Annotated in this window: 19 protein-coding genes; all 19 read left to right on the top strand. The window is 49.7% G+C overall.

Annotation, left to right across the window (positions count from 1 at the left end; translation table 11 throughout):
- Positions 1 to 16: 16 nt before the first annotated feature.
- Positions 17 to 6,859 (top strand): helicase-like domain-containing protein, encoded by a 6,843-nt coding sequence (locus tag DXC51_RS30135; RefSeq protein ID WP_243003259.1) that lies wholly within the window; start codon positions 17 to 19, stop codon positions 6,857 to 6,859.
- Positions 6,840 to 7,214 carry a TnpV protein gene (locus DXC51_RS23560; protein ID WP_001129922.1) on the top strand — a complete coding sequence of 125 codons (375 nt, stop codon included), beginning with the start codon at positions 6,840 to 6,842 and terminating at the stop codon, positions 7,212 to 7,214. The genes DXC51_RS30135 and DXC51_RS23560 overlap by 20 nt, the downstream gene beginning before the upstream one ends.
- Positions 7,215 to 7,580: 366 nt before the next feature.
- Entirely contained in the window at positions 7,581 to 9,500 is a 1,920-nt protein-coding gene (gene tet(O), locus DXC51_RS23555) for a tetracycline resistance ribosomal protection protein Tet(O) (protein ID WP_002596250.1), read from the top strand.
- Positions 9,501 to 9,551: 51 nt separating this feature from the next.
- The gene (locus DXC51_RS23550) at positions 9,552 to 9,725 is read left to right on the top strand and encodes a cysteine-rich KTR domain-containing protein (RefSeq protein WP_008724758.1); all 174 of its coding nucleotides are present in this window, start codon (positions 9,552 to 9,554) and stop codon (positions 9,723 to 9,725) included.
- A 490-nt stretch (positions 9,726 to 10,215) separates the two neighbouring features.
- Positions 10,216 to 10,725 carry a sigma-70 family RNA polymerase sigma factor gene (locus DXC51_RS23535; protein ID WP_002596252.1) on the top strand — a complete coding sequence of 170 codons (510 nt, stop codon included), beginning with the start codon at positions 10,216 to 10,218 and terminating at the stop codon, positions 10,723 to 10,725.
- Positions 10,726 to 10,820: 95 nt separating this feature from the next.
- On the top strand, positions 10,821 to 11,252 hold the full coding sequence (locus DXC51_RS23530) for an RNA polymerase sigma factor (RefSeq protein ID WP_002596253.1): 432 nt from the start codon (positions 10,821 to 10,823) through the stop codon (positions 11,250 to 11,252).
- Positions 11,253 to 11,328: 76 nt separating this feature from the next.
- A complete protein-coding gene (locus tag DXC51_RS23525; RefSeq protein ID WP_002596254.1) occupies positions 11,329 to 11,802 on the top strand; it encodes an RNA polymerase sigma factor in 474 nt (157 codons plus the stop codon).
- A gap of 155 nt (positions 11,803 to 11,957) precedes the next feature.
- Positions 11,958 to 12,989 carry an AAA family ATPase gene (locus DXC51_RS23520; protein ID WP_002596255.1) on the top strand — a complete coding sequence of 344 codons (1,032 nt, stop codon included), beginning with the start codon at positions 11,958 to 11,960 and terminating at the stop codon, positions 12,987 to 12,989.
- 330 nt (positions 12,990 to 13,319) lie between these two features.
- Complete coding sequence (locus DXC51_RS23510) at positions 13,320 to 13,499, top strand: hypothetical protein (RefSeq protein ID WP_004613323.1); 180 nt, start codon at positions 13,320 to 13,322, stop codon at positions 13,497 to 13,499.
- A 6-nt stretch (positions 13,500 to 13,505) separates the two neighbouring features.
- Positions 13,506 to 14,471, top strand: coding sequence for a MobV family relaxase (gene mobV / locus DXC51_RS23505; RefSeq protein WP_002596256.1), 966 nt, complete (start codon positions 13,506 to 13,508; stop codon positions 14,469 to 14,471).
- A gap of 8 nt (positions 14,472 to 14,479) precedes the next feature.
- Positions 14,480 to 15,334, top strand: a complete 855-nt coding sequence (locus DXC51_RS23500; RefSeq protein WP_002596257.1) for a ParB/RepB/Spo0J family partition protein — start codon at positions 14,480 to 14,482, stop codon at positions 15,332 to 15,334.
- Between the two features lie 45 nt (positions 15,335 to 15,379).
- Positions 15,380 to 15,610, top strand: coding sequence for a YdbC family protein (locus DXC51_RS23495; protein WP_002596258.1), 231 nt, complete (start codon positions 15,380 to 15,382; stop codon positions 15,608 to 15,610).
- Between the two features lie 70 nt (positions 15,611 to 15,680).
- Positions 15,681 to 15,872 carry a hypothetical protein gene (locus tag DXC51_RS23490; RefSeq protein WP_002596259.1) on the top strand — a complete coding sequence of 64 codons (192 nt, stop codon included), beginning with the start codon at positions 15,681 to 15,683 and terminating at the stop codon, positions 15,870 to 15,872.
- A 54-nt stretch (positions 15,873 to 15,926) separates the two neighbouring features.
- Positions 15,927 to 17,828 carry a recombinase family protein gene (locus tag DXC51_RS23485; RefSeq protein WP_117545518.1) on the top strand — a complete coding sequence of 634 codons (1,902 nt, stop codon included), beginning with the start codon at positions 15,927 to 15,929 and terminating at the stop codon, positions 17,826 to 17,828.
- 65 nt (positions 17,829 to 17,893) lie between these two features.
- A complete protein-coding gene (locus DXC51_RS23480; protein WP_025489048.1) occupies positions 17,894 to 18,799 on the top strand; it encodes a hypothetical protein in 906 nt (301 codons plus the stop codon).
- On the top strand, positions 18,799 to 19,137 hold the full coding sequence (locus DXC51_RS23475; protein ID WP_021639590.1) for a plasmid mobilization protein: 339 nt from the start codon (positions 18,799 to 18,801) through the stop codon (positions 19,135 to 19,137). The genes DXC51_RS23480 and DXC51_RS23475 overlap by 1 nt, the downstream gene beginning before the upstream one ends.
- 73 nt (positions 19,138 to 19,210) lie before the next feature.
- Complete coding sequence (locus DXC51_RS23470) at positions 19,211 to 19,492, top strand: CD1845 family protein (protein WP_025489049.1); 282 nt, start codon at positions 19,211 to 19,213, stop codon at positions 19,490 to 19,492.
- 189 nt (positions 19,493 to 19,681) lie between these two features.
- The gene (locus DXC51_RS23465) at positions 19,682 to 20,311 is read left to right on the top strand and encodes a recombinase family protein (RefSeq protein WP_181970178.1); all 630 of its coding nucleotides are present in this window, start codon (positions 19,682 to 19,684) and stop codon (positions 20,309 to 20,311) included.
- 66 nt (positions 20,312 to 20,377) lie between these two features.
- Positions 20,378 to 21,805 (top strand): relaxase/mobilization nuclease domain-containing protein, encoded by a 1,428-nt coding sequence (locus DXC51_RS23460; RefSeq protein ID WP_021639587.1) that lies wholly within the window; start codon positions 20,378 to 20,380, stop codon positions 21,803 to 21,805.
- Positions 21,806 to 22,017: the final 212 nt, after the last annotated feature.

Genomic DNA, 22,017 nt, shown 5'->3' with positions numbered 1-22,017 from the left:
TTGAAAGGAGGTTCCTATGGCTGAGAAATGGCAAACCATTTCGGAACTGGCGGAAACGACCAGCAGGCAGGTCACACAGTCGCCGGAACAGTGGCGGCGATTCCTGACAACGGCGGGCCGCTTCTATAAAGCCTATGATTTTGACGATCAACTTTTGATTTATGCGCAGAAGCCGGACGCAACGGCCTGTGCGGATATGCCTACTTGGAACAACAAAATGCGCCGCTGGGTCAACGGCGGCAGTACGGCCATTGCCCTGGTCCGTAAAGGATACGGCGGCAAGCCCTATCTTGACTATGTGCATGATGTGGCGGACACCCACCCTGTCCGCGGAGGGAAAGACCCGTGGCTGTGGAGCATGGACGATGATTCCCGTATGCCGGTTATGGAACGGCTGCGGGAAGTTTTTGGTGCCGAGGGTGGAAATGACCTGGGTGATCTGCTCATGGACGCGGCGGCCAAGTCCGTGGAGGATACCTATGGCGATTACCTGACGGATTTGATATATGAGAAAGAGGACAGCTTTTTAGAAGAACTGGACGATCTCAACATCGAGGTCACATTCCGCGATACCCTGCGGGCCAGCGTTCAATATGCTGTCCTGACCCGGTGCGGCCTGGACGCTTCCCGCTATCTGGACGAGGAAGATTTACGCGGCATTACGAATTTCAACACCATCGCCACCTTAGCCTGCCTGGGTACGGCCACGGCCCAGGTGAACCGCACAATCCTGCTGGAGATTGGCGACACGATTCGGAACATAGAACGGGAAAAGGTCAAAAAACCTCTTGCAAAACAGGAAGCGGTGGCTTATAATGATGGCAGGAACTTTAACACATTAAAGCGCGAAAGGGGCGATAAAGATGGCATTGACATACAGCAAACAGAACGGCTATCTGGTGCCGAACCTGAAAATGGACGAAACGGACGGGAAAGCGCAGACCCTGGGCCGGTTCGGGAGAGCCAGAGAGAAATATCTGATGGAACACAGGAAAGGGCTGTACAGTACGATGGTGCTCAACGGCAAACTATGGAAGCACCTGACGGAGATCGACAAGGCGGCGCAGGCACAGGTGGACGCGCTGATGGCGGAGATGGCAAGGAGCCAGGGCGTGAACGAAGCCCTGAAAGCGGCCAATCAAATGGATTGGGTGCAGAAAATGAACAACATCAGGCTGGCGGCGGAGGAAGTCGTGCTGAACGACCTGATTTACAGCTAAAGAAGCAGGAAGAAACGGCGGGTGTAAAACCTGCCGTTTCTTCTTCTGCGGAACTGGAGGAACCATTCTCCACCCAGCCAGCCTACCGGCAAATGACATTGTTTGATCTGCCGGAGGTACAAATTGAAAAAATTGCCCAAAAAGAAGCGGAGGCTGCGGCCCCCGCTTCTTCCCGTTCCAGGCAAAAAAAGAAAGAGCAGCCCCAGGGGAACCCTCTGGAAGCGGCCCGCCGGAACCTGTTTGCTGAAAGCGGCAAAGAGGATAACCAGCTTTCTCTTGACCTTGCCGCTATGACAGGCCGCGAATCGGCTTCCGGCCCGGATATCCAGGAAGCGGAGCCGGTGCCGCCCCGTACCCTCAAAGAGATTTACGCAGAATATCAGCCGGTGGTGCTCTCCCGTGTCCTGAATGATGAAGCCTACCAAAATGCACTGAAAAACAGCGATCCGGAAAATATTCGCATAGAGGGTGACGCTGCTGTAAAACGGGCGGTGCTGGCGGTTAATGAACCGGAACTGCTGCGGCTTTACTATGACTTCCCGGAATTTCATACCCGGCTCCACAAGGAAGTGCTGGAAAAGGCGGGGGCGGCTCTGACTGTATCCCAGCCGGAAGCAGCCGGGGGCGGACCGTTAGAAGCCCAAAAGGAGGGTGCCCAGGGAAAGTTACCACCCCAGGCGGTTCCGGTTGTTGAAAGTGCCGGCGCGGGCGGCTCTGATAGCCTTAAACCGTCCGCAAATGTCAGTGCCGTTCCTGCTCGTGACCCGCTGGCCCCGGCTTATCAGGTGGGCGATTCCGTTTATCTGGAAGATACTCTGTTTCAAGTCACCGGCTTAAAACCGGACTATGTGGAATTGCTTGATCCGGCCCTGGCCTATCCTATTTTTCGCTCGGAACGGATTGAAAACTTTGAACGGCTGCTGCGCCAGGATTCGCGGAATGGAGCCATTACGGAATTTCTGGCACCGGCTGTAAACAGCATTGACGCGGATCTCCGGGAAGTCCTGACCGGCGATGGCGGACTGTTGGAACAACGGGATAAGGAACTGCTTGCAGAGTGCTTCCGGGCGGGCGATGGCAACACCCGCATAGCCCAGCGGCTTTCCGATACCTATGCCGGAACCGCCGAAACGATGGAACTTGTGACCGGGGAAACAGCGGACTATTTTGCCAGCACCACCAGCCTGGAAATCAACATTTTTGATAAATACGATACCAAACGCACTTATTCCTGGGCAGACCTCGCGCCGGTTCTGCGTTCCCTTTATCAAGCGGAGCAGAACGGATTTTTCCATGAGCCGGTCATACAGGAGCCGGTGACGTTACAGGGGCCGCCCTCCTATCAGGTGGGCGATTCGGTTCATCTTCCTCTCCCTGGCCGGAATATTGCTGGCACTATCGGCTATGTGGGAGAACTCGATGTACGGATAGATACCGGCCCCTATTCCTGGAGCCATGAAACCATCAGCCGCCCGCAGTTTGAAGAAGCCCTGCGGCATGATGAACGAAATGCCGCCCTGTTCCCGCACGTTCCCGACCTAACCGGCCAATCCATTACCCGAAAGGGAGATTCCCTGACCATCGGCAACGGCCCCGCCACCCATGAGATAGATATTACCGTAACCGATGAAGAATGGCGGCAAATCAAAGAGGCCATTCCCGATCAAGCAGAAATGCAGCCGGAACAGGCACCTGCCGCAGAAAATTTCCATATCACCGATCCTGACCTGGGGGCAGGCGGCCAGAAAACCAAGTTTCAGAATAATGTGGCGGCAATTCGGCTCTTAAAAGACCTGGAATCCCAGGGCCGTTTGGCTGCCCCGGAGGAACAGGAAGTCCTTGCCCGGTATGTGGGCTGGGGCGGACTGCCCCAGGCATTTGACGAAGCCAATGAGAAATGGGCTGCGGAATATGCCGAACTGAAAGAACTGCTGACCCCGGAGGAATATGCGTCGGCCCGTGGCTCTACCCTAAACGCCCATTACACCAGCCCCACGGTCATTCAGAGTATCTATGAAGCGGTGGGCCGTATGGGGATTCAGCCGGAAACTGTTTTAGAACCGGCGATGGGGGTAGGCAACTTCTTCGGGCTGCTGCCGGAAACTATGCAGGGCGCTACTCTGCTGGGGGTGGAACTGGACAGCATTACCGGGCGGCTGGCAGGCCAGCTTTACCCCCAGGCTAAGATTCTGGTAGACGGTTTTGAACATACCAACCTGCCGGATAACTCCATTGATCTGGCGGTGGGCAACGTGCCTTTTGGAAATTATAAGCTGCCCGATCCCCGCTATGACAGCAAAAACCTGTTGATACACGATTACTTTTTTGCGAAAACACTGGATAAAGTGCGGCCGGGCGGCATTGTGGCGTTCATATCCTCCAAGGGAACTCTGGATAAACAGGACAGCACGGTGCGGGAATATCTGGCGCAAAAGGCCGACTTGCTGGGCGCGGTGCGCCTGCCTAACAATGCCTTTGCTAAAAATGCCGGTACGGAAGTCACCAGCGATATTCTGTTCCTCCAAAAGCGTGAAAGCCCGCCGGAACAGCTGCCGGAGTGGGTACATCTGGGCCAGACTGCGGACGGTATCCCCATCAACCGCTATTTTGAACAGCACCCGGAAATGGTGCTGGGTACAATGGCCTGGGATAAAAGCATGTACGGCAATGAGAAAGAAACCACCTGTGAGCCGGTTCCTGGTGCCGCGCTGGAAGAACAGCTTGCGGCTGCGATAGAAAATTTAAGCCAGCCGGATCAGCGTTTGCTTCAGGAAAAAACCGAAGTTACGGTTGATGAACTGTTGGAAAGCCTGGAAGCCCCTGACCCGATGGCGCGGAATTTCAGTTATACGGAAATCGGCGGGAAGCTGTACTTTCTTGAAAACGGCGATAAAACGGCTGTTGATTTGCCCGCTGCCACCGCCCAGCGTATCCGTGGAATGATTGGGCTGCGGGAAATTACCCGTAACCTGATTGATTTGCAGCTTTACGATGGCACCGACGAGGAGATTAAGCAGGCCCAGGCCAAGCTGAATACCGCCTATGACGCTTTTACCGCAAAATTCGGATTGCTGAACAGCACCGGCAACAAACGGGCGTTTGAGCAGGATTCCGCCTACTGCCTGCTTTGCTCCTTAGAAATTCTGGACGAGGACGGGAATTTAGAGCGCAAGGCGGATATGTTCACCAAGCGTACCATCAATCAGCAGGTTTCCATCGACCATGTAGATACCGCCAGTGAAGCCCTGGCCGTTTCCATCGGGGAACGAGCCTGTGTTGACCTGGGCTTTATGTCTACACTGCTGGGCAGGCCGGGCGATGTGGAACCTATCATCGAGGACTTAAAGGGTGTTATTTTCAAAAACCCCGAAGCCGGTTCCAATCCCTATGCCGGTTGGGAAACGGCTGATGAATACCTGTCAGGCAACGTCCGCAAAAAGCTGGCCGCTGCGCGGGTGGCTGCGGAGCGTGACCCGGCCTTTGCTGATAACGTGGCTGCGCTGGAACAGGCCCAGCCAAAAGACCTGTCCGCCGCTGAAATTGATGTGCGGATCGGCGTTACCTGGATAGATACCAGGTATTACACACAGTTTGTCCATGAACTGCTGAAAACTCCCGGCTACCTGCATGAGCAGGTACAGGCCCGGTATTCCCCGGCCACCGGAGAATGGAATGTCAGCGGGAAATCACGGGACAGCGTGAATAACTCCCTGGCCTATGTGACCTATGGCACCAAGCGGCGCAACGCCTACGCGATTATTGAGGACAGCTTAAATCTGCGGGATACCCGGATTTACGATACAATCCACGACCCGGACGGTTCTGATAAACGGGTGCTGAATGTCAAGGAAACCATGCTGGCCCAGCAAAAGCAGGAACAGATACGGGAGGCGTTCAAAAGCTGGATATGGAAAGACCCGGAGCGTCGGGCCGATCTGTGCAGGAAGTATAACGAACTCTACAACGCAATCCGGCCCCGTTCCTACAATGGCGACCATATCCGCTTTTCCGGTATGAACCCGGAAATCTCCCTGCGGCCCCATCAGCGTAATGCCGTGGCCCGTATGCTCTACGGCGGGAACAGCCTGCTGGCCCACTGTGTCGGTGCTGGCAAAACCTTTGAGATTGTAGCTGCGGCCATAGAATCCAAGCGTCTGGGGCTGACGAAAAAAAGCCTTGTAGTGGTGCCGAACCACCTGACCGAACAATGGGGCGCGGACTTCCTGCGGCTCTACCCTGGGGCCAACGTCCTGGTGGCCACCAAAAAAGACTTTGAACCGGCCAACCGGAAGAAATTTTGCAGCCGGATTGCTACCGGCGACTATGACGCTGTGGTGATTGGGCACAGCCAGTTTGAGAAAATCCCTCTTTCCCCGGAGCGTCAGAAATCCATTCTTCAGGAACAGATCGACCAGGTAATCGACGGTATTCAGGAGGCCAAGGCACAGGACGGCGAACGCTACACCATTAAGCAGCTGGAGAAATCCCGAAAGAGCCTGGAAGCGCGTATGGCCAAGTTAAACGACCAGAGCCGCAAGGACGATGTAATCACCTTTGAGGAACTCGGCGTAGATAAGCTGTATGTGGACGAAGCCCACGGCTTCAAAAATTTGTTCCTGGCAACGAAAATGCGGAACGTGGCCGGTATCGGCCAGTCCGAAGCGCAGAAGTCCTCCGATATGTTTGCCAAGTGCCGGTATCTGGACGAGATCACCGGCGGGCGCGGTGTCGTCTTTGCAACGGGAACCCCGGTCAGTAATTCAATGGTCGAACTCTATACCATGATGCGCTACCTGCAATATGACATGCTGAAAGAAAGCGGCCTGGAACACTTTGATAGCTGGGCGGCCAACTTTGGCGAAACCATCACCGCGCTGGAGATGGCCCCGGAGGGCACCGGCTTCCGTTCCAAGACCCGGTTTGCTAAGTTTTTCAACCTCCCGGAACTTATGTCCATGTGGCGGGAAGCGGCGGACATTCAAACCGCTGAAATGTTGAAGCTGCCTGTGCCGGAAGCAGATAAAATCACGGTAGTCACCAAGCCAAGCGATTTTCAGCGGGCGATGGTGGAGGATTTGGGCGAACGGGCCGATCTGGTACGCACTCGACAGGTGGAACCCCGCCAGGACAATATGCTGAAAATCACGTCGGACGGAAGAAAGCTGGCCCTGGATCAGCGGCTGGCCGACCCCTCCCTGCCCGATGACCCGGAGAGCAAAATCAATTCCTGTGTCAAAAATGTGCTTCAGGTGTGGCGTGATACAGCGGAAATCAAGGGCACCCAGCTTGTATTCTGCGATTTGTCCACCCCGAAAAACGACGGTTCATTCAATGCCTATGATGATATAAAACAAAAGCTGATGGCCCAGGGCGTACCGCCGGAGGAAATCGCCTATATCCACGACGCGAAAACCGAAACGCAGAAAGCCGAATTGTTTGCCAAAGTACGGAAAGGCCAGGTGCGGGTGCTTTTAGGCTCCACGGCCAAAATGGGCGCGGGAACCAACGTCCAGACCCGGCTTGCCGCCCTGCACCATCTGGATTGTCCGTGGCGGCCAGCGGATGTAGGACGGATTTTGCGGACATTCAAAATAAAAAAGAATGTGGAGGTAACAGACAATGGCAAAATCATTATTTGAGGAACTGGGCGGCAAATACGAAAGGCAAGGGGATTATTTGATACCGTGCTTAACTGTACCCGCCGAAGAAGAACAGGCAATAGGCATCTGGGGGCAACGGCATTTAGATTATCTAAAACAGTACCGTAAAGTTACATACACCAATCTTCTTACAAGCGGCAGGCTAAACGCCTACCTTGCCGACATCAACAGACAGGCACAGGAACGCTTTGAAAGGCTCATAGAGGGTATGAAACAGGCACAGGGCATAACGGAACAGCTAAAGGCAGAAAACGCCTTAGAATGGACAGGATGCCTCAATAACATAAGGGCTTGTGCGAGGGAGATTGTGGAAAAGGAAATTATTTTTGCATAAACAGATGATTAGTGGCAGGGGGAAATCCTGCCGCTTTTTCTGCTTTAGTTTGTCAGCTTGACAAATAAAGGGTTAAGGAATATAATTAGATTCAGTATTATACAAGGAGTTAATAAATATGCGGCAAGGTATTCTTAAATAAACTGTCAATTTGATAGTGGGAACAAAAAGTAGCAGTCTCGTTTCACTTTTAATATGGGGCTTAGTTTTTTGTACCCAGTTTAAGAATACTTTTATCATGTAATTTTATATGCCCGAAAACATATAAGTGTTTTGGGGCTATTGGAGTTATTTACCCAGTGATAGGAGTATTTATCACTGGGTATTTTTATGCCCTTTTTTGGGTGTTGATAGGAGGAAAATCACATGAAAATAATTAACTTAGGCATTCTGGCTCACGTTGACGCAGGAAAGACAACATTAACGGAAAGTTTATTGTATACCAGTGGTGCAATTGCAGAACTAGGGAGCGTAGATGAAGGCACAACAAGGACAGATACAATGAATTTGGAGCGTCAAAGGGGAATCACTATCCAGACAGCAGTGACATCTTTTCAGTGGGAGGATGTAAAAGTCAACATTATAGATACGCCAGGCCATATGGATTTTTTGGCGGAAGTATACCGTTCTTTATCCGTATTAGACGGAGCAGTATTATTAGTTTCTGCAAAGGATGGCATACAGGCACAGACCCGTATACTGTTTCATGCACTACAGACAATGAAGATTCCGACAATTTTTTTCATCAATAAAATTGACCAAGAGGGGATTGATTTGCCAATGGTATATCGAGAAATGAAAGCAAAGCTTTCTTCGGAAATTATAGTGAAGCAAAAGGTTGGGCAGCATCCCCATATAAATGTAACGGACAATGACGATATGGAACAGTGGGATGCGGTAATTATGGGAAACGATGAACTATTAGAGAAATATATGTCAGGGAAACCGTTTAAAATGTCAGAACTGGAACAGGAAGAAAACAGGAGATTCCAAAACGGAACGTTATTTCCCGTTTATCACGGAAGCGCTAAAAACAATCTGGGGATTCGGCAGCTTATAGAAGTGATTGCCAGTAAATTTTATTCATCAACGCCTGAAGGTCAATCTGAACTATGCGGGCAGGTTTTTAAGATTGAATATTCAGAGAAAAGGCGGCGTTTTGTTTATGTGCGTATATATAGCGGAACATTGCATTTGAGGGATGTTATTAGAATATCTGAAAAAGAGAAAATAAAAATCACAGAGATGTGTGTTCCGACAAACGGTGAATTATATTCATCCGATACAGCCTGCTCTGGTGATATTGTAATTTTACCAAATGATGTTTTGCAGCTAAACAGTATTTTGGGGAACGGAATACTGTTGCCGCAGAGAAAATTTATTGAAAATCCTCTCCCTATGCTCCAAACAACGATTGCAGTAAAGAAATCTGAACAGCGGGAAATATTGCTTGGGGCACTTACAGAAATTTCAGATGGCGACCCTCTTTTAAAATATTATGTGGATACTACAACGCATGAGATTATACTTTCTTTTTTGGGGAAAGTGCAGATGGAAGTCATTTGTGCCATCCTTGAGGAAAAATATCATGTGGAGGCAGAAATAAAAGAGCCTACTGTTATATATATGGAAAGACCGCTTAGAAAAGCAGAATATACCATCCACATAGAAGTCCCGCCAAATCCTTTCTGGGCTTCTGTCGGGTTGTCCATAGAGCCGCTCCCTATTGGAAGCGGAGTGCAGTATGAAAGCAGAGTTTCACTTGGATATTTAAATCAATCGTTCCAAAATGCGGTTATGGAGGGGGTTCTTTATGGCTGCGAGCAGGGGCTGTATGGATGGAAAGTGACAGACTGTAAAATCTGTTTTGAATATGGATTGTATTATAGTCCTGTAAGTACCCCCGCAGACTTTCGGCTGCTTTCCCCTATCGTATTGGAGCAGGCTTTAAAAAAAGCAGGGACAGAACTATTAGAGCCATATCTCCACTTTGAAATTTATGCACCGCAGGAATATCTCTCACGGGCGTATCATGATGCTCCAAGGTATTGTGCAGATATTGTAAGTACTCAGATAAAGAATGACGAGGTCATTCTGAAAGGAGAAATCCCTGCTAGATGTATTCAAGAATACAGGAACGATTTAACTTATTTCACAAATGGGCAGGGAGTCTGCTTGACAGAGTTAAAAGGATACCAGCCAGCTATTGGTAAATTTATTTGCCAACCCCGCCGCCCGAATAGCCGTATAGATAAGGTTCGGCATATGTTCCACAAGTTAGCTTAACAGCTTGCAAAAGTCATATAAAATGAGATTTGAAAGGATTAGAGACTAATTATGATGAAATGCGAATGGATATTGTGTCCTGTTTGTGGGAACAAAACCCGTAATAAAATTAGGAAGGACACTGTTTTGGAGAATTATCCCCTTTATTGTCCAAAATGCAGACAAGAAAGATTGATTAAAGTTGACAACTTGAAGATAACTGTCATCAAAGAGCCAGACGCTTAAGACGCAGAGCCGATGAAATTGTGGAACAATTCACGAATCATCGGCTCTTTTTGTTTCGTATTTGAAAGAACAAACTCACCAAATAAAAAAAACGATATTCGGGTGGGTTATTTTGTTATACCCTAAATTACCCTCTGAATTTGTTTTTAAATTTGGAGGGATTTTTTTATGTCCTTTTTTCGGGCAGTTATCTATCTGCTCATACGAAGCAAAATTTATCAATACATAGCATATCAGAGAACGGCAGGAAACCAGTTAAAAAAATTTCTGCCTATGCAACGGCACTTCCTGCCTTGAATGTAGAAGTACAATCTCCATACAACAGAATTAATATTTCCCATAACCGTAAAGGTCATAGAGCCTTTGCGGTTTTTCTTTTGTCGATTTTTGTTGGAAAGTGCCATAGGGCTATTAGTGGTGTTAGGTGTCGTTCGCCACCTCTCCATCTGGATTTTGAACATTTCAAAAATTCAGATGGGAGGTACTTACAGTGAAATACGCACCGAGAAAGGTATATATCAAGGAAAGCGGCAGATATGTGGAACTGTCCTATACGGATTTCTGCCGCCGCAGGGAATCCGACCAGACCTATATGGACAAGCTGTTTATCCCCATTCAAGGCTGTCTGCTTGAAGTCGTGAGGGAGCAATACACGGACTTCTACCGAGATAAGGAACGGTGGCGTTATCTGAAAAAATTAGATACGAAGAACAGCCTGCTTTCTCTGGATGGATTTACGGACAGCGAGGGGAAGCCTTTAGACTTTATCGCTGATGAAGCGGCAGACATTGCGGAAACCGTTGTCAATGCGGTTATGGTGGACAGGCTGAAAGCCGCCCTGCCTTTGCTGTCGGATAGTGAACAGGAATTGATACAGGCAATCTTTTTTGACGGACTTTCTGAGCGTGAAGTCGGGGCGAGGTTCGGCATAACCCAGAGCGTTGTGAACAAACGCAAAGCCAGAATCCTAAGAAAACTAAGAAAGATAATAGAAAATTAAAATTTAAGGCGTTCAGCCCCCTTGTTTTTTCCTTTGGGAAAATGAGGGGGTTTTTCTCTGCCCTCTCAATCAATTCTGATTGGAGGAAAAGAAGCATGGCATATAACCACGGACGGGAGGACAGGAAATGGCGTATCTGGAAAGAAGCGGAGGAAAAGCTGCTGCGTGAGTGCGGCGTTGATGAAGCGACCATTGAGCAGATACGCATTGCGGACAGGGCAGACTTCAATTCCAACAGGCGGTTTTACCGATGGACGAATGACATTGCGGAATACCTTGAGGACATGGCAGACAGGGAGCGGCAGACGGAAGTGGGTACGGTTGCGGAGTTACTGGACGAGATTGAGAGCGAAAATCTCTATCAAGTATTAGTCGCGGTGGACGGGCGTACCTTGAAAATCGTCCTGCTGAAAATGCAGGGGTATTCCACAAAGGAGATTGCCCCGCTCGTGCATTTGACGACTGGTGCCATCTATGCGAGGTTAGACCATCTGCGGAAGAAGCTACGAAAATTTTATAGCGTCTAAAACAGCCTGCCGTCCTGCGGGCTACTGGGTGAGGGATGGAAATCCCCTCACTTATTTTTTGCAGGAGGCAAGCGGGATGGCATACAGAGTTAAGGCGTACACGCTTCGGGAGGAATCCACGGAAAGCGGCACAAGGTATTTTATCAGCTTTAAGGACGGGCAGGGCAAATCCCACGAGTTGGAAGTGTCGGAACAGTTCTTTATGGAGTTTCGGCAGATGGAACGCAGGAACAGGAATCTCCTCCAATGGGACGAGCGGCACAGGGAGTTTTCGGAAGTATGGGACGAAACGCTGAACAGGCGGGCGTTGAAGCTGCCTAAGAGCATAGAGGAACAAATGATTGAGGCAGAACGGGCAGAACTGCTCTGTAAGGCGGTTGACGGACTGCCAGAGATACAAAGGCGGCGTTTCCTGCTCTACTACGAGTATGAGTTCAATTTTTACCAAATCGCCGCTATGGAGCATTGCACCGCTTCGGCAATACAGAAATCTGTTGCGATTGCAAAGGAGAAAGTAAAGGCGGAAATGAGGAAGTATCTCCAACCGTGACCGACACCGCCCGAAAAAGAAATCTGTTTTTTATTTGTGTGGGATTGGCGGCATTACATACTCTCACTTTTTCTTCGTGGGAGTAAATCTATTTTTAAGGAGGTCAACGCCTATGTGCAACGAAAACAAAAACACCGCCCGAAAGGAGGAAAGCCATGCAGAAGTTACAGACAGTCAACGCCGAAACGCTCCTTTATGAACCGCTTGAGAAGCCGTCCTTTGTGGTGGACAGCCTTATCCCCACAGGCTTGTCGCTGTTCTGCGGCTCACAGAAGATAGGAAAGAGCTGGCTCATGCTGAAGCTATGTTTATGCGTGTCGCAGGGACTTCCCTTGTGGGATATGCCGACAATGGAGGGCGACGTGCTTTACCTCTGCCTTGAGGACACGTTCTGCCGTATACAGGACAGGCTGTTCCGATTGACGAACGAAGCGAGCAGGCGGCTTCACTTTGCCGTGGCAAGCTGCAAGCTGTCAGACGGTCTTATCGTGCAGCTTGAAGATTATCTGAAAGATTACCCAAACAGCAGGCTTATTGTCATTGACACTTTGCAGAAAGTCCGTACAGCTTCAAAAGACAATGCCTACGCAAGCGACTATGGGGACATCTCACTAATCAAAGACTTTGCCGACAGGCATTCATTGGCGGTCATTGTCGTACACCACATCCGAAAGCAGAATGACAGCGATGTGTTCAACAAGGTGTCTGGGACGACAGGCTTAACGGGGAGTGCGGACGCTACCTTTGTTCTGGAAAAGGAGAAACGGGCATCCGACACCGCCAAGCTGTATGTGACGGGCAGGGACACGCCCTATCAGGAATACACGCTGCGTTTCCGTGATTGCAGTTGGGAACTTGTGGAGAGAAAAACGCAGGAGCAGCTTGCGAAAGAAACGATACCAGACGTCCTTTTTCGGTTGGTGGATTTTATGAGGGATAAGGAAGAATGGGCAGGCACGGCAACGGAGCTGTTAGCCGCTATGAGGGAAACGGAAACCATACCCACGGTGATTACGAAATGGCTCAATGAATACCGCACCACATTTTTAAATGAGAACCATATCGTTTATCAGTACAGCCGCAAAAAACACGGCAGGCAGATTTCGCTTGCAAAGCGGGCGGGTGACAGCGGTGACGGTGGTGACAGCGATATTGGGATACCCCCTGTTACTGTCATTGACGCTTAAAGCCGTGTAAAGCTGGCGACTCTGCCCTGCGGGTGACAGCGGTGACGGCGGTGACAGTGATTTTAGGATACCCTGCCGCTGTCATCCCTGCGGGAGAACACCCCGTAAACGCAAAGTGCAGGCGTAGGATTTACCCGCCCTTTTCGGCGTGTAAAACCACCCCTGCGGTCAGAAAAATCCTTCCGATTTTTCCGACTGCGTTTACAGGGTGTAACACACTACACTTTGCCCTGCAAAGTCGTGTGCCAGACGTTCCCTCTGGACTCCCTTATGGCAGGTCTTACGCCCTGCTTATCCTACGCTCCACGCTTCGGATAAAAGAATGGCAGCATGACGGTGACGGCTCTTGCGAGGGGGTATTCCAAAAACACCGTCATCATCGACATGACCGTCATGCAGGGAATAAGGGTGACAGTTGAGGCAGTCGGTAGGGGGTATCCCAAAACTGCTGTCACCGCCGTCACCGCTGTCACCCAAAGGGCAGTTTACCCGCCGAAGAAAGGAAGATGATGAATTATGCCCTATGCAATCCTGCGTTTCCAGAAACGCAAAGCGGGCGGCGTTGCGGCTTGCGAACGCCACAACGAGCGTAAAAAAGAAGCCTATAAAAGCAATCCAGATATAGATATGGAACGCTCGAAAGATAACTACCATCTTGTGAATCCGCCGAGGTACACCTACAAGAAAGAGATTAACCGCATGGTAGCCGAAGCAGGGTGCAGGACGAGGAAAGATAGCGTGATGATGGTGGAAACGCTTATCACGGCTTCGCCAGAATTTATGAACAGCCTGCCGCCCAAAGAACAGAAAGCGTATTTTACGATGGCTCTGGATTTCATTTCAGAGCGTGTCGGGGAGAAAAATATCCTCTCCGCAGTCGTCCACATGGACGAGAGAACGCCGCATATGCACCTCTGTTTTGTGCCGATTACACCAGACAATAAGCTGTCTGCCAAAACAATTTTAGGCAATCAAAAGAGCCTGTCCGAATGGCAGACCGCCTACCATGAGCGGATGTCCTCACGGTGGAATCAGCTTGAAAGAGGTCAGTCCTCAATGGAAACGAAGCGGAAACATGTCCCCACATGGCTCTATAAGTTGGGCGGCAGGCTTGATAAACAGTATGAGGAAATTGTGTCTGCACTGTCCGACATCAACGCCTTTAATGCAGGGAAGAAGCGTGACAAGGCTCTGGAACTGATTGCGGCATGGCTCCCAGACGTGGAGAAATTCTCAAAGGAAATCAGTAAGCAGAGTGCCTATATCAATAGCCTAAAGGAGCAAATCGGGCAGGAATCAGACTATGCGGGGCGTATGCGTGATGAAAAGTATGAGCAGGAACTAAAGGTGCAGAAAGCGAACCAGAAGATATTTGAGTTGCAGAGAACCAACGAGCAGATGGGGCGGCTGCTCTCAAAGATACCGCCCGAAGTGTTGGAAGAATTGCAGAAAAACCATAAAAGCAGAGCGAAAGAAAGGTAGATATGTGAATGAAGAAACAGGATTTTAAGGTGTTAAAGACCAAAGACTTGTACCCGTTTCCCGACAATCCGTTTCATGTGGCAGAGGATGAAACGCTGTCAGAATTAGCGGAAAGCATCAAGGAATTTGGCATTGTCACGCCGATAATCACACGCCCGAAAGAGGACGGGAACGGCTATGAAGTGATTGCAGGGCAGCGGCGTGTCCGTGCGTCTGAACTTGCAGGGATAAATACCGTGCCTGCGTTTGTCCTGCCCTTAGACCGTGACCGAGCCATCATCACCCTTGTAGACAGTAATTTACAGCGTGAGAATATCCTGCCATCAGAGCGGGCGTTTGCCTACAAGATGAAATCCGAAGCCATGAAGCGGCAGGGTTTCCGCACAGACTTAACCTCGTCACAAGTTGTGACGAAGTTGCGGACGGACGACAAGGTGGCACAGGGCTTCGGCGTAGGCAGGATGACCGTACAAAGATTTATCCGTTTGACGGAACTGATACCGCCGATTTTGCGGATGGTGGACGAGGGGAAAATCGCCCTCACGCCTGCGGTGGAACTGTCCTTTTTGAAGAAAGACGAGCAGGAAAACCTCTTTGCCACGATGGAGAGCGAAGAAGCAACGCCCTCACTCTCACAGGCACAGCGGATGAAAAGCCTAAGCCAGAGCGGGCGGCTTGACATGGATACGATATTTGCAATTATGACGGAGGAAAAGGGAAACCAGAAAGAAACCTTGAAAATCAACACAAGCAAGCTGAAAAAGTATTTTCCGAAGAACACAACGCCGAAGCAGATGGAGGAAACCATCATTAAACTTTTGGAGCGTGAATTGCAGAGGAAACGGGGCAGGGACAGCCGCTAATCTTCTCTTTTCGGGAGGTAAATGCAGAAAATTGAGGTATGAAGAATGAAAGAAATCCAGTATGAGATTGTAAAGGAAATCGCCGTATTGTCTAAGGGCGACAGCGGCTACACAAAAGAAATCAATCTTATCTCATGGAACGGAAGAGAGCCGAAATATGACATCCGCAGCTTTTCCCCGAACCGTGAGAAGTGCGGAAAGGGTATCACGTTGAACGCTGATGAAGCAGCAGCACTCCTTGAAGCATTACAGAAAGAAGTAAACAGCGGGGATTGATGGTATCTGATTGACAGGGCGGGGCGTTTCCAGACGTTCTCCTGCCCTGTCTGGAAAGGAAGATTTAAGTATGGGCGAGGATAAGAAAGCAGATAAAAAGAGAAAGCGTATCGTGCCGAAAGCACCAGTTCAGATGATAATCAGCCGTGAATATGTCGGCACGCAGACAGTCACAGAAGCGTTTATCCCGATTATTTCCGAGGATATTCGGAAGAAGATTGCCGAGGGCGACACCTTCGACAATGAGGGGCTGTCCGCTTAGAATGTACGCAATGGAACATGAAAACAGATAGGACAGATATGGAGGTTTTACAGTATGGCAGGAATAAGAATGGAGAACAAGATTTATGAAGTCGGCATGTACTGCCGCTTGTCAAAAGACGATGGCACGGATAACGAGAGTGCGAGCATTGCGACACAGAAATCCATCCTCACGGATTATGTGAAAAAGCAGGGATGGCACTTAGCAAAAACGTATGTGGACGACGGTTACTCTGGTACAAATTTCCAAAGACCAAGTTTCCAGAACATGATTAAGGACATTGAAAGCGGTCTGATAAACTGCGTTATCACGAAAGATTTATCTCGTCTGGGGAGGAACTATCTTGATTGCGGACTGTATCTGGAAGTGTTTTTCCCAGAGCATAATGTGAGGTATATAGCGGTCAATGACGGCGTGGACACGCTCAATAAATCCGCTATGGACATCACGCCTTTCCGCAACATCCTAAACGAAATGTATTCCGCCGATGTGTCGGTCAAGATAAAATCGGCGTACCGAGCGAGGTTTCAGCAGGGGAAATTCATGGGGACGACAGCACCATACGGTTACGTCAAAGACCCCGCCGACCACAACCATCTGCTGATAGATGACAAAGTTGCCCATGTGGTAAGGGAAATATTTGACCTTGCGTTAGCGGGCAACGGAATCGCCAAAATCCGCAAGCACATCAACAAACAGCATATCTTACGCCCCGCCGCTTATGCGGCGGAGCAGGGGGCAACAGGCTATGAGAGGTATTTTGAGGAGAATGAGGAGAACCGTTATATTTGGAGCGAGAACAGCGTAAGGGGCATTTTAAGAAGCCCGATATATGCGGGAAACCTTGCAGGCTACAAGCGGATTGCCGCCAACATGAAAAGCAAGAAACGCCCCTCTAAGCTGCCCGAAGAATGGGAAGTGATACCAGACACCCATGAGGGGATAGTCACGCAGGAGGAATTTGATACCGTACAGCAGCTTATTACAAGCCGCAGATTACCAGAAAACAAGGGCGGCTTTGAGAACATCTTTGCAGGCGTTATTAAGTGTGCGGACTGCGGCTATGCGATGCGGGCTATGAGTGCCAACAGGAGGAAACGCCCCGACATCATCGACTGCGTACAATATTCCTGCAATAATTATGGCAGATACGGTAATATCATGTGTACCGCACACAGCATTGAAGCGAGGGACTTGTTCAACGCTGTCCTCACCGACATCAACCGATTTGCGGATATGGCAGTCAATGATGAAAAGGCAGTGAGGGCGATTGAAAAGCGGCTCACGGAAACAGACCAGAGCAAGGCAAAGGCACTGGAAAAGGAGCAAAGAAAACTGAACAAACGCCTTGCAGAACTGGACAGGCTGTTTTCCTCACTCTATGAAGATAAGGTGATGGAGCGTATTACCGAGCGGAATTTTGAGATGATGTCGGGAAAATACCAGAAAGAACAGCTTGAAATTGAAGCAAGGCTGAAAGAGGTAACGGAAACGCTCAGCGACAGCTATGAGAAGACGCAGGGTGTCCGTGATTTCCTCTCCCTAATCCGCAACTATCAAGGCATTAAGGAACTGGACGCAACCATCATAAACGCACTTATAGACAAGATACTTGTTTCGGAACGTGAGAAACTTACAGACGGAATGGTGCGGCAGGAAATCAAGATTTATTATAAATTCATCGGCTTTGTCGGTGAATTACATATCACACCGACAAAGCGGTGGACTGCGTTAAAGCCTAAGAATTGTACGGTGTGCGGTGTTGAATATGTTCCCCGCTCTGGCATATCGAAGTATTGTCCTGCTTGTGCCAAGAAGATACAGAGGGAGAAATCAAACGAGAGCAAACGCAGGAGCAGGGAGCGAAACAGACAGGCATGTATTGAACTGTCCGCAAAAAATGACCGACTGATATTGAACAGCGTGAGGGCCGGATTCTGCGCCAAGGCAATCTGAATGAGGTTGTTAAGATTTTCAAGTATGTAACGGAAAACACTTTTGACGCTTATAACTGGAGCATTTTGGAGAACAAGCAAAAGTTTATCGGCCAGCTTATGAGTGGTAAAAATCCCTCCCGTTCCTGTGAGGATGTGGACGAAGCCGCCCTGTCCTACGCAGAGGTCAAAGCCCTGGCTTCCGGCGACCCGCGCATTATTGAAATGACCGATTTAGACAGTCAGGTGACAAAGCTGAAGCTGCTGAAAGCCAACCACGAGGGCCAGCGGTATATGCTGGAAGATCGCTTAATTCAATTTTTCCCCCAGGCTATCAAGCGCAGGCAGGAACAAATCAAGGGCCTGGAAGAAGATATTGCCCACTTGCAGGCACACCCCCAGGATAAAGATCACTTCTCTATCTCTTTGGCCGGGGAACTTTACACGGAGCGCAAGGCGGCAGGTCAGGCAATCATCGAAGCCTGCACACAAATGAAAAATGTATCGGAACGGATTGACCTGGGCGAATACCGGGGCTTCCCGCTGACCTTATGGGCAGATACACAGACGCAAAAATTTCAGGTGACGATGAAGCACAGCCTTTCCCATACCATTGAATTGGGCAGCGACCCCGTGGGCAATATGGCCCGTTTGGATCACGCGCTGAACATCATGGTAGAGAATTTGGAGGAAAACCGGGCCAACCTGGAAAACCTGACCGCACAGATGGAGGAAGCAAAGATTGAGGTACAGCGGTCATTCCCCCAGGAACAGGAACTTGCCGAAAAATCTGACCGGCTGAACGTGCTGCGGATTGCCCTGAATATGGACGGAAAAACGGTGGGCAAGCGCCAGCGGGAAGCGGAGGAGCTGGAAAGCGATACCCAGGGCGGCCAGCCCTCCATTAAAGGTATGCTCAAACGCCTGGGCGTGGAATCTGCGGCTACGGCTTCCCCTCCCGCCAAAGGAAAAGACATGGAGGTGGCAATCTGATGAAACCGCACAGCGGGCGAACAATCCCGCTTTATTTCAAGGTATCACCTGAAGAAAAGGAACTCATAGAAAAAAAGATGGCCCAGCTTGGTATTCACAACCAGCGGGCCTACCTGCGAAAGATGGCGGTGGACGGTTATGCCGTCCGGGTGGATATGTCCGACTTCAAAGCCCTGGTGTCGCTGCTGCGGATCTGCTCTAACAACTTAAACCAGATCGCCAAACGGGTGAACAGCACCGGCAATCTCTATGAGGAAGATGTGGCCGACCTGCAGGAACGGTATGGGGAACTTTGGGGCGCGGTCAGTACCCTGCTGGGGAAGCTGGACAATTTATAAAAACTGCCTTTACTGTATCGCTTTAATGTGTTATAGTGTATCCGTAAATAAGTTTGCAAAGGAGGTTGCGCGAATGAGAATTATAATAAAGATTTTGCTGTTCCCCATCGTCCTGGCTCTGACGCTTCTGGTAGCGTTCTGCCGGTTCTTCTGCCTGTTTTCCGGCATGGTGCTCGGCATTGTCGCGTTTCTGTTGTTCCTGCTGGGGATCGTGGTATTGTTCGCCGGACGGGTGGACGGATTTATCGGCTTCCTGGTTCTGGCGTGGCTGGTAAGCCCCTACGGACTGCCGCTGGCGGCCTCCTGGCTGACGGAACGGGTGGCGGACTTTAACCACATGCTGAAATCTATTTGATACAAAAAAGCTGACCGGGCGCGGCATTCTAAACGGGTGCCGCGTCCATGTTCTTAAAGTAGATCAAAATAAAGGTGAGGTGTGACTATGAAATCTTACGATGAAATAGAAAAAGCATATGCGGATATGGTAGCGGACAGTAAAATATCCGATAGGCTTAGAACTCTGCTAAAAGAGAAACGGGCCAGAATGGAGCAGGTGCAAAAGGAACAGATATATGGTTATAAAGTGAATGACAAAAACCTGCTTGTAGTTGATGATCTACCGGCTGAGAATGTGAAATTTATCTTTTACAAGATAGAGGAATATATACAGAATCCTCCGGCCGAACTGGTAACAGAGGTAATGGAACGCCATAAAGGCTGGAACACAGAATTGACTTATGAGGAAGCTATCCCACTGGTTAGCCTTTCAGCCATACAGGAATATGTAGCAGAAGAATTGTCCGTTAAAAATATGGCGTTCATTCTCTCTGAGTGCCCACAATCGGCGGAAAACCTGCGGGCAATCCTGGCACGGCCTTTTGCTGATTTTCCTGCTGATGATATTCGGAGGGCATACCGGGATAAAGTACAGGCAGAAAATTCTAACTCGCTTCTGGATTGGAAAAAGCGGGTACGGAGGGTATCGCGCAATTCTATTTACACGGGAACCATAACATTGGAACGACGGCTTGGCTCTCCCTCTTTACAAAAGCAGTGTGCCCTGGAACGGGTGGAACTCTTTGACCATCAAGCACTTGTTTCTAAAGAGCAGTTTGAACAGGTAAACAGGATATTGAAAGAAGCAAAACGAGAAAAAACACATATGGAAATTTAACATCTCTCACTGAACCGCAGATCATAACTGGTCTGCGGTTCTTTTTATCGAAAGGAGGGTCAGCAGGTGGCAATTTCCAAAATAAAACCTCGTCATGCCAGTGAGGGCCGCAGTATCGCGGCGGTACTGAAAGATCGGCTTGACTACGACAAAAATCCTGAGAAAACAAAGGGCGGCCTGCTGGTATCCTCCTATCAGTGCAGCGCAGATACCGCGTGGCAGGAATTTACCGTCAGTAAGCAGATTTATGAAGCCACTACCGGGAGGCGGCGCGATCCAGACGAAGATGTTATTTCCTATCTGTTAATTCAATCTTTTCGGCCAGGAGAAATTACACCGGAGGAAGCAAACCGGCTGGGGTATCAGCTTGCCTTGGAATTTACCGGCGGCCAGCACCAATTCATTGTAGCTACTCATATAGATAAGCACCACATTCATTGTCACATCGAGTTTAACAGTACCACTTTGGACTGCACCCACAAATTCAACAATTACTGGAATACCTACAAAACAATCCGGCAGATCAATGACCGGCTGTGTCAGGAACATAAGTTATCCGTCATTAAGGAGCCAAAAGAAAAAGGAAAGCATTATGCAGAATGGGCCAATGAAAAGCGTGGCTCAAGCTGGAAAGCGAAGCTGCGCCGGACGATTGACCGGGTGTTGCCTACGGTGTCCAGCTATGAGGAATTTTTGGCGGCCATGCGGCGGGAGGGCTATGAGATTCAGACTACCAGGAACATTCTTAGTTTCCGCCTATCCGGTGAGGGTCAGGAGCGTTTTACCCGAACCAGAACGCTGGGAACCGATTATACAGAGGAAGCCTTAAAAAGCCGCATTGGACAACCACAAAAACGCCCGCGTCGGCGTACTGCACAGCTTCAAAAAAATGGCCGTATCAATTTGCTGCTTGATATTCAAAGCCGTTTGCAGGGGCGCGGGCCAGGCTATGAACGCTGGCTGAAAATTCATAACCTGAAAGAAGCGGCACGGACGCTCAATTACCTAACGGAGCATGACATTACAGAGTACGATGTGTTGGCGGCCCAGGCCGCTTCCACCGCTTCGGAGTTTGAAAAGGTGTCTGCTTCCATCAAGCAATATGAACACCGTATTGAGCAGGTGGCGGCTCTGAAAACACACATCATCAATTATGCGAAAACTCATGATACCTATGTGGCCTACCGAAAGGCCAGTCCCAGGGAAAAGGCGGCGTTTCGTTCTGCCCATGAAGCGGATCTGCTGTTACATGAAGCTGCAAAACGGGCCTTTAACGATTTAGGCACAAAGAAGCTGCCCACGGTTAAAATTTTGCAGGCGGAATATGCTGACTTGCTCGCTAAGAAGAAAACAGCTTATGAGGATTTCAAACGCTTGCGGAAAGAAAGCCAGGAATTGCAGACAGTCAAGGCAAATGTAGACGCGCTTCTGCGTATTGAGCAGGTACAGGACTACGAACAGGAAAAAGAGAAAAATCAGGAACAGGGCCGGTAAAGCCGCACTGCGGTTTTACCGCCTTGTCTACCCAAAAGCAAAAGCCGGGAACGGTGTCAAGGGTAAAATGAACGCGCCACGGCGCGCCCCTGACACCGTTCCCGGCTTTTGCTATGTCCTTGCTCTTTAAGCGTCCGCCAGGGCGCGGCAGCCACCATGCTCCGCATGGTGTTCGGCCCACACATTTCTGTGTTGGGCCGGGGGCTTGGGGA

The sequence above is a fragment of the Eisenbergiella massiliensis genome (assembly GCF_003435485.1).
This window is presented reverse-complemented; position numbering and strand designations above follow the sequence as displayed.

Coding starts and splice junctions, on each gene's coding strand:
- DXC51_RS23530 (WP_002596253.1), top strand. CDS start 10,821: ATGGCATATAACCACGGACGGGAGGACAGGAAATGGCGTATCTGGAAA.
- DXC51_RS23510 (WP_004613323.1), top strand. CDS start 13,320: ATGACGGTGACGGCTCTTGCGAGGGGGTATTCCAAAAACACCGTCATC.
- DXC51_RS23495 (WP_002596258.1), top strand. CDS start 15,380: ATGAAAGAAATCCAGTATGAGATTGTAAAGGAAATCGCCGTATTGTCT.
- DXC51_RS23500 (WP_002596257.1), top strand. CDS start 14,480: ATGAAGAAACAGGATTTTAAGGTGTTAAAGACCAAAGACTTGTACCCG.
- DXC51_RS23465 (WP_181970178.1), top strand. CDS start 19,682: ATGGAGCAGGTGCAAAAGGAACAGATATATGGTTATAAAGTGAATGAC.
- DXC51_RS23560 (WP_001129922.1), top strand. CDS start 6,840: ATGGCAAAATCATTATTTGAGGAACTGGGCGGCAAATACGAAAGGCAA.
- DXC51_RS23485 (WP_117545518.1), top strand. CDS start 15,927: ATGGCAGGAATAAGAATGGAGAACAAGATTTATGAAGTCGGCATGTAC.
- DXC51_RS23475 (WP_021639590.1), top strand. CDS start 18,799: ATGAAACCGCACAGCGGGCGAACAATCCCGCTTTATTTCAAGGTATCA.
- DXC51_RS23470 (WP_025489049.1), top strand. CDS start 19,211: ATGAGAATTATAATAAAGATTTTGCTGTTCCCCATCGTCCTGGCTCTG.
- DXC51_RS30135 (WP_243003259.1), top strand. CDS start 17: ATGGCTGAGAAATGGCAAACCATTTCGGAACTGGCGGAAACGACCAGC.
- mobV (WP_002596256.1), top strand. CDS start 13,506: ATGCCCTATGCAATCCTGCGTTTCCAGAAACGCAAAGCGGGCGGCGTT.
- DXC51_RS23525 (WP_002596254.1), top strand. CDS start 11,329: ATGGCATACAGAGTTAAGGCGTACACGCTTCGGGAGGAATCCACGGAA.
- DXC51_RS23520 (WP_002596255.1), top strand. CDS start 11,958: ATGCAGAAGTTACAGACAGTCAACGCCGAAACGCTCCTTTATGAACCG.
- DXC51_RS23490 (WP_002596259.1), top strand. CDS start 15,681: ATGGGCGAGGATAAGAAAGCAGATAAAAAGAGAAAGCGTATCGTGCCG.
- DXC51_RS23550 (WP_008724758.1), top strand. CDS start 9,552: ATGATGAAATGCGAATGGATATTGTGTCCTGTTTGTGGGAACAAAACC.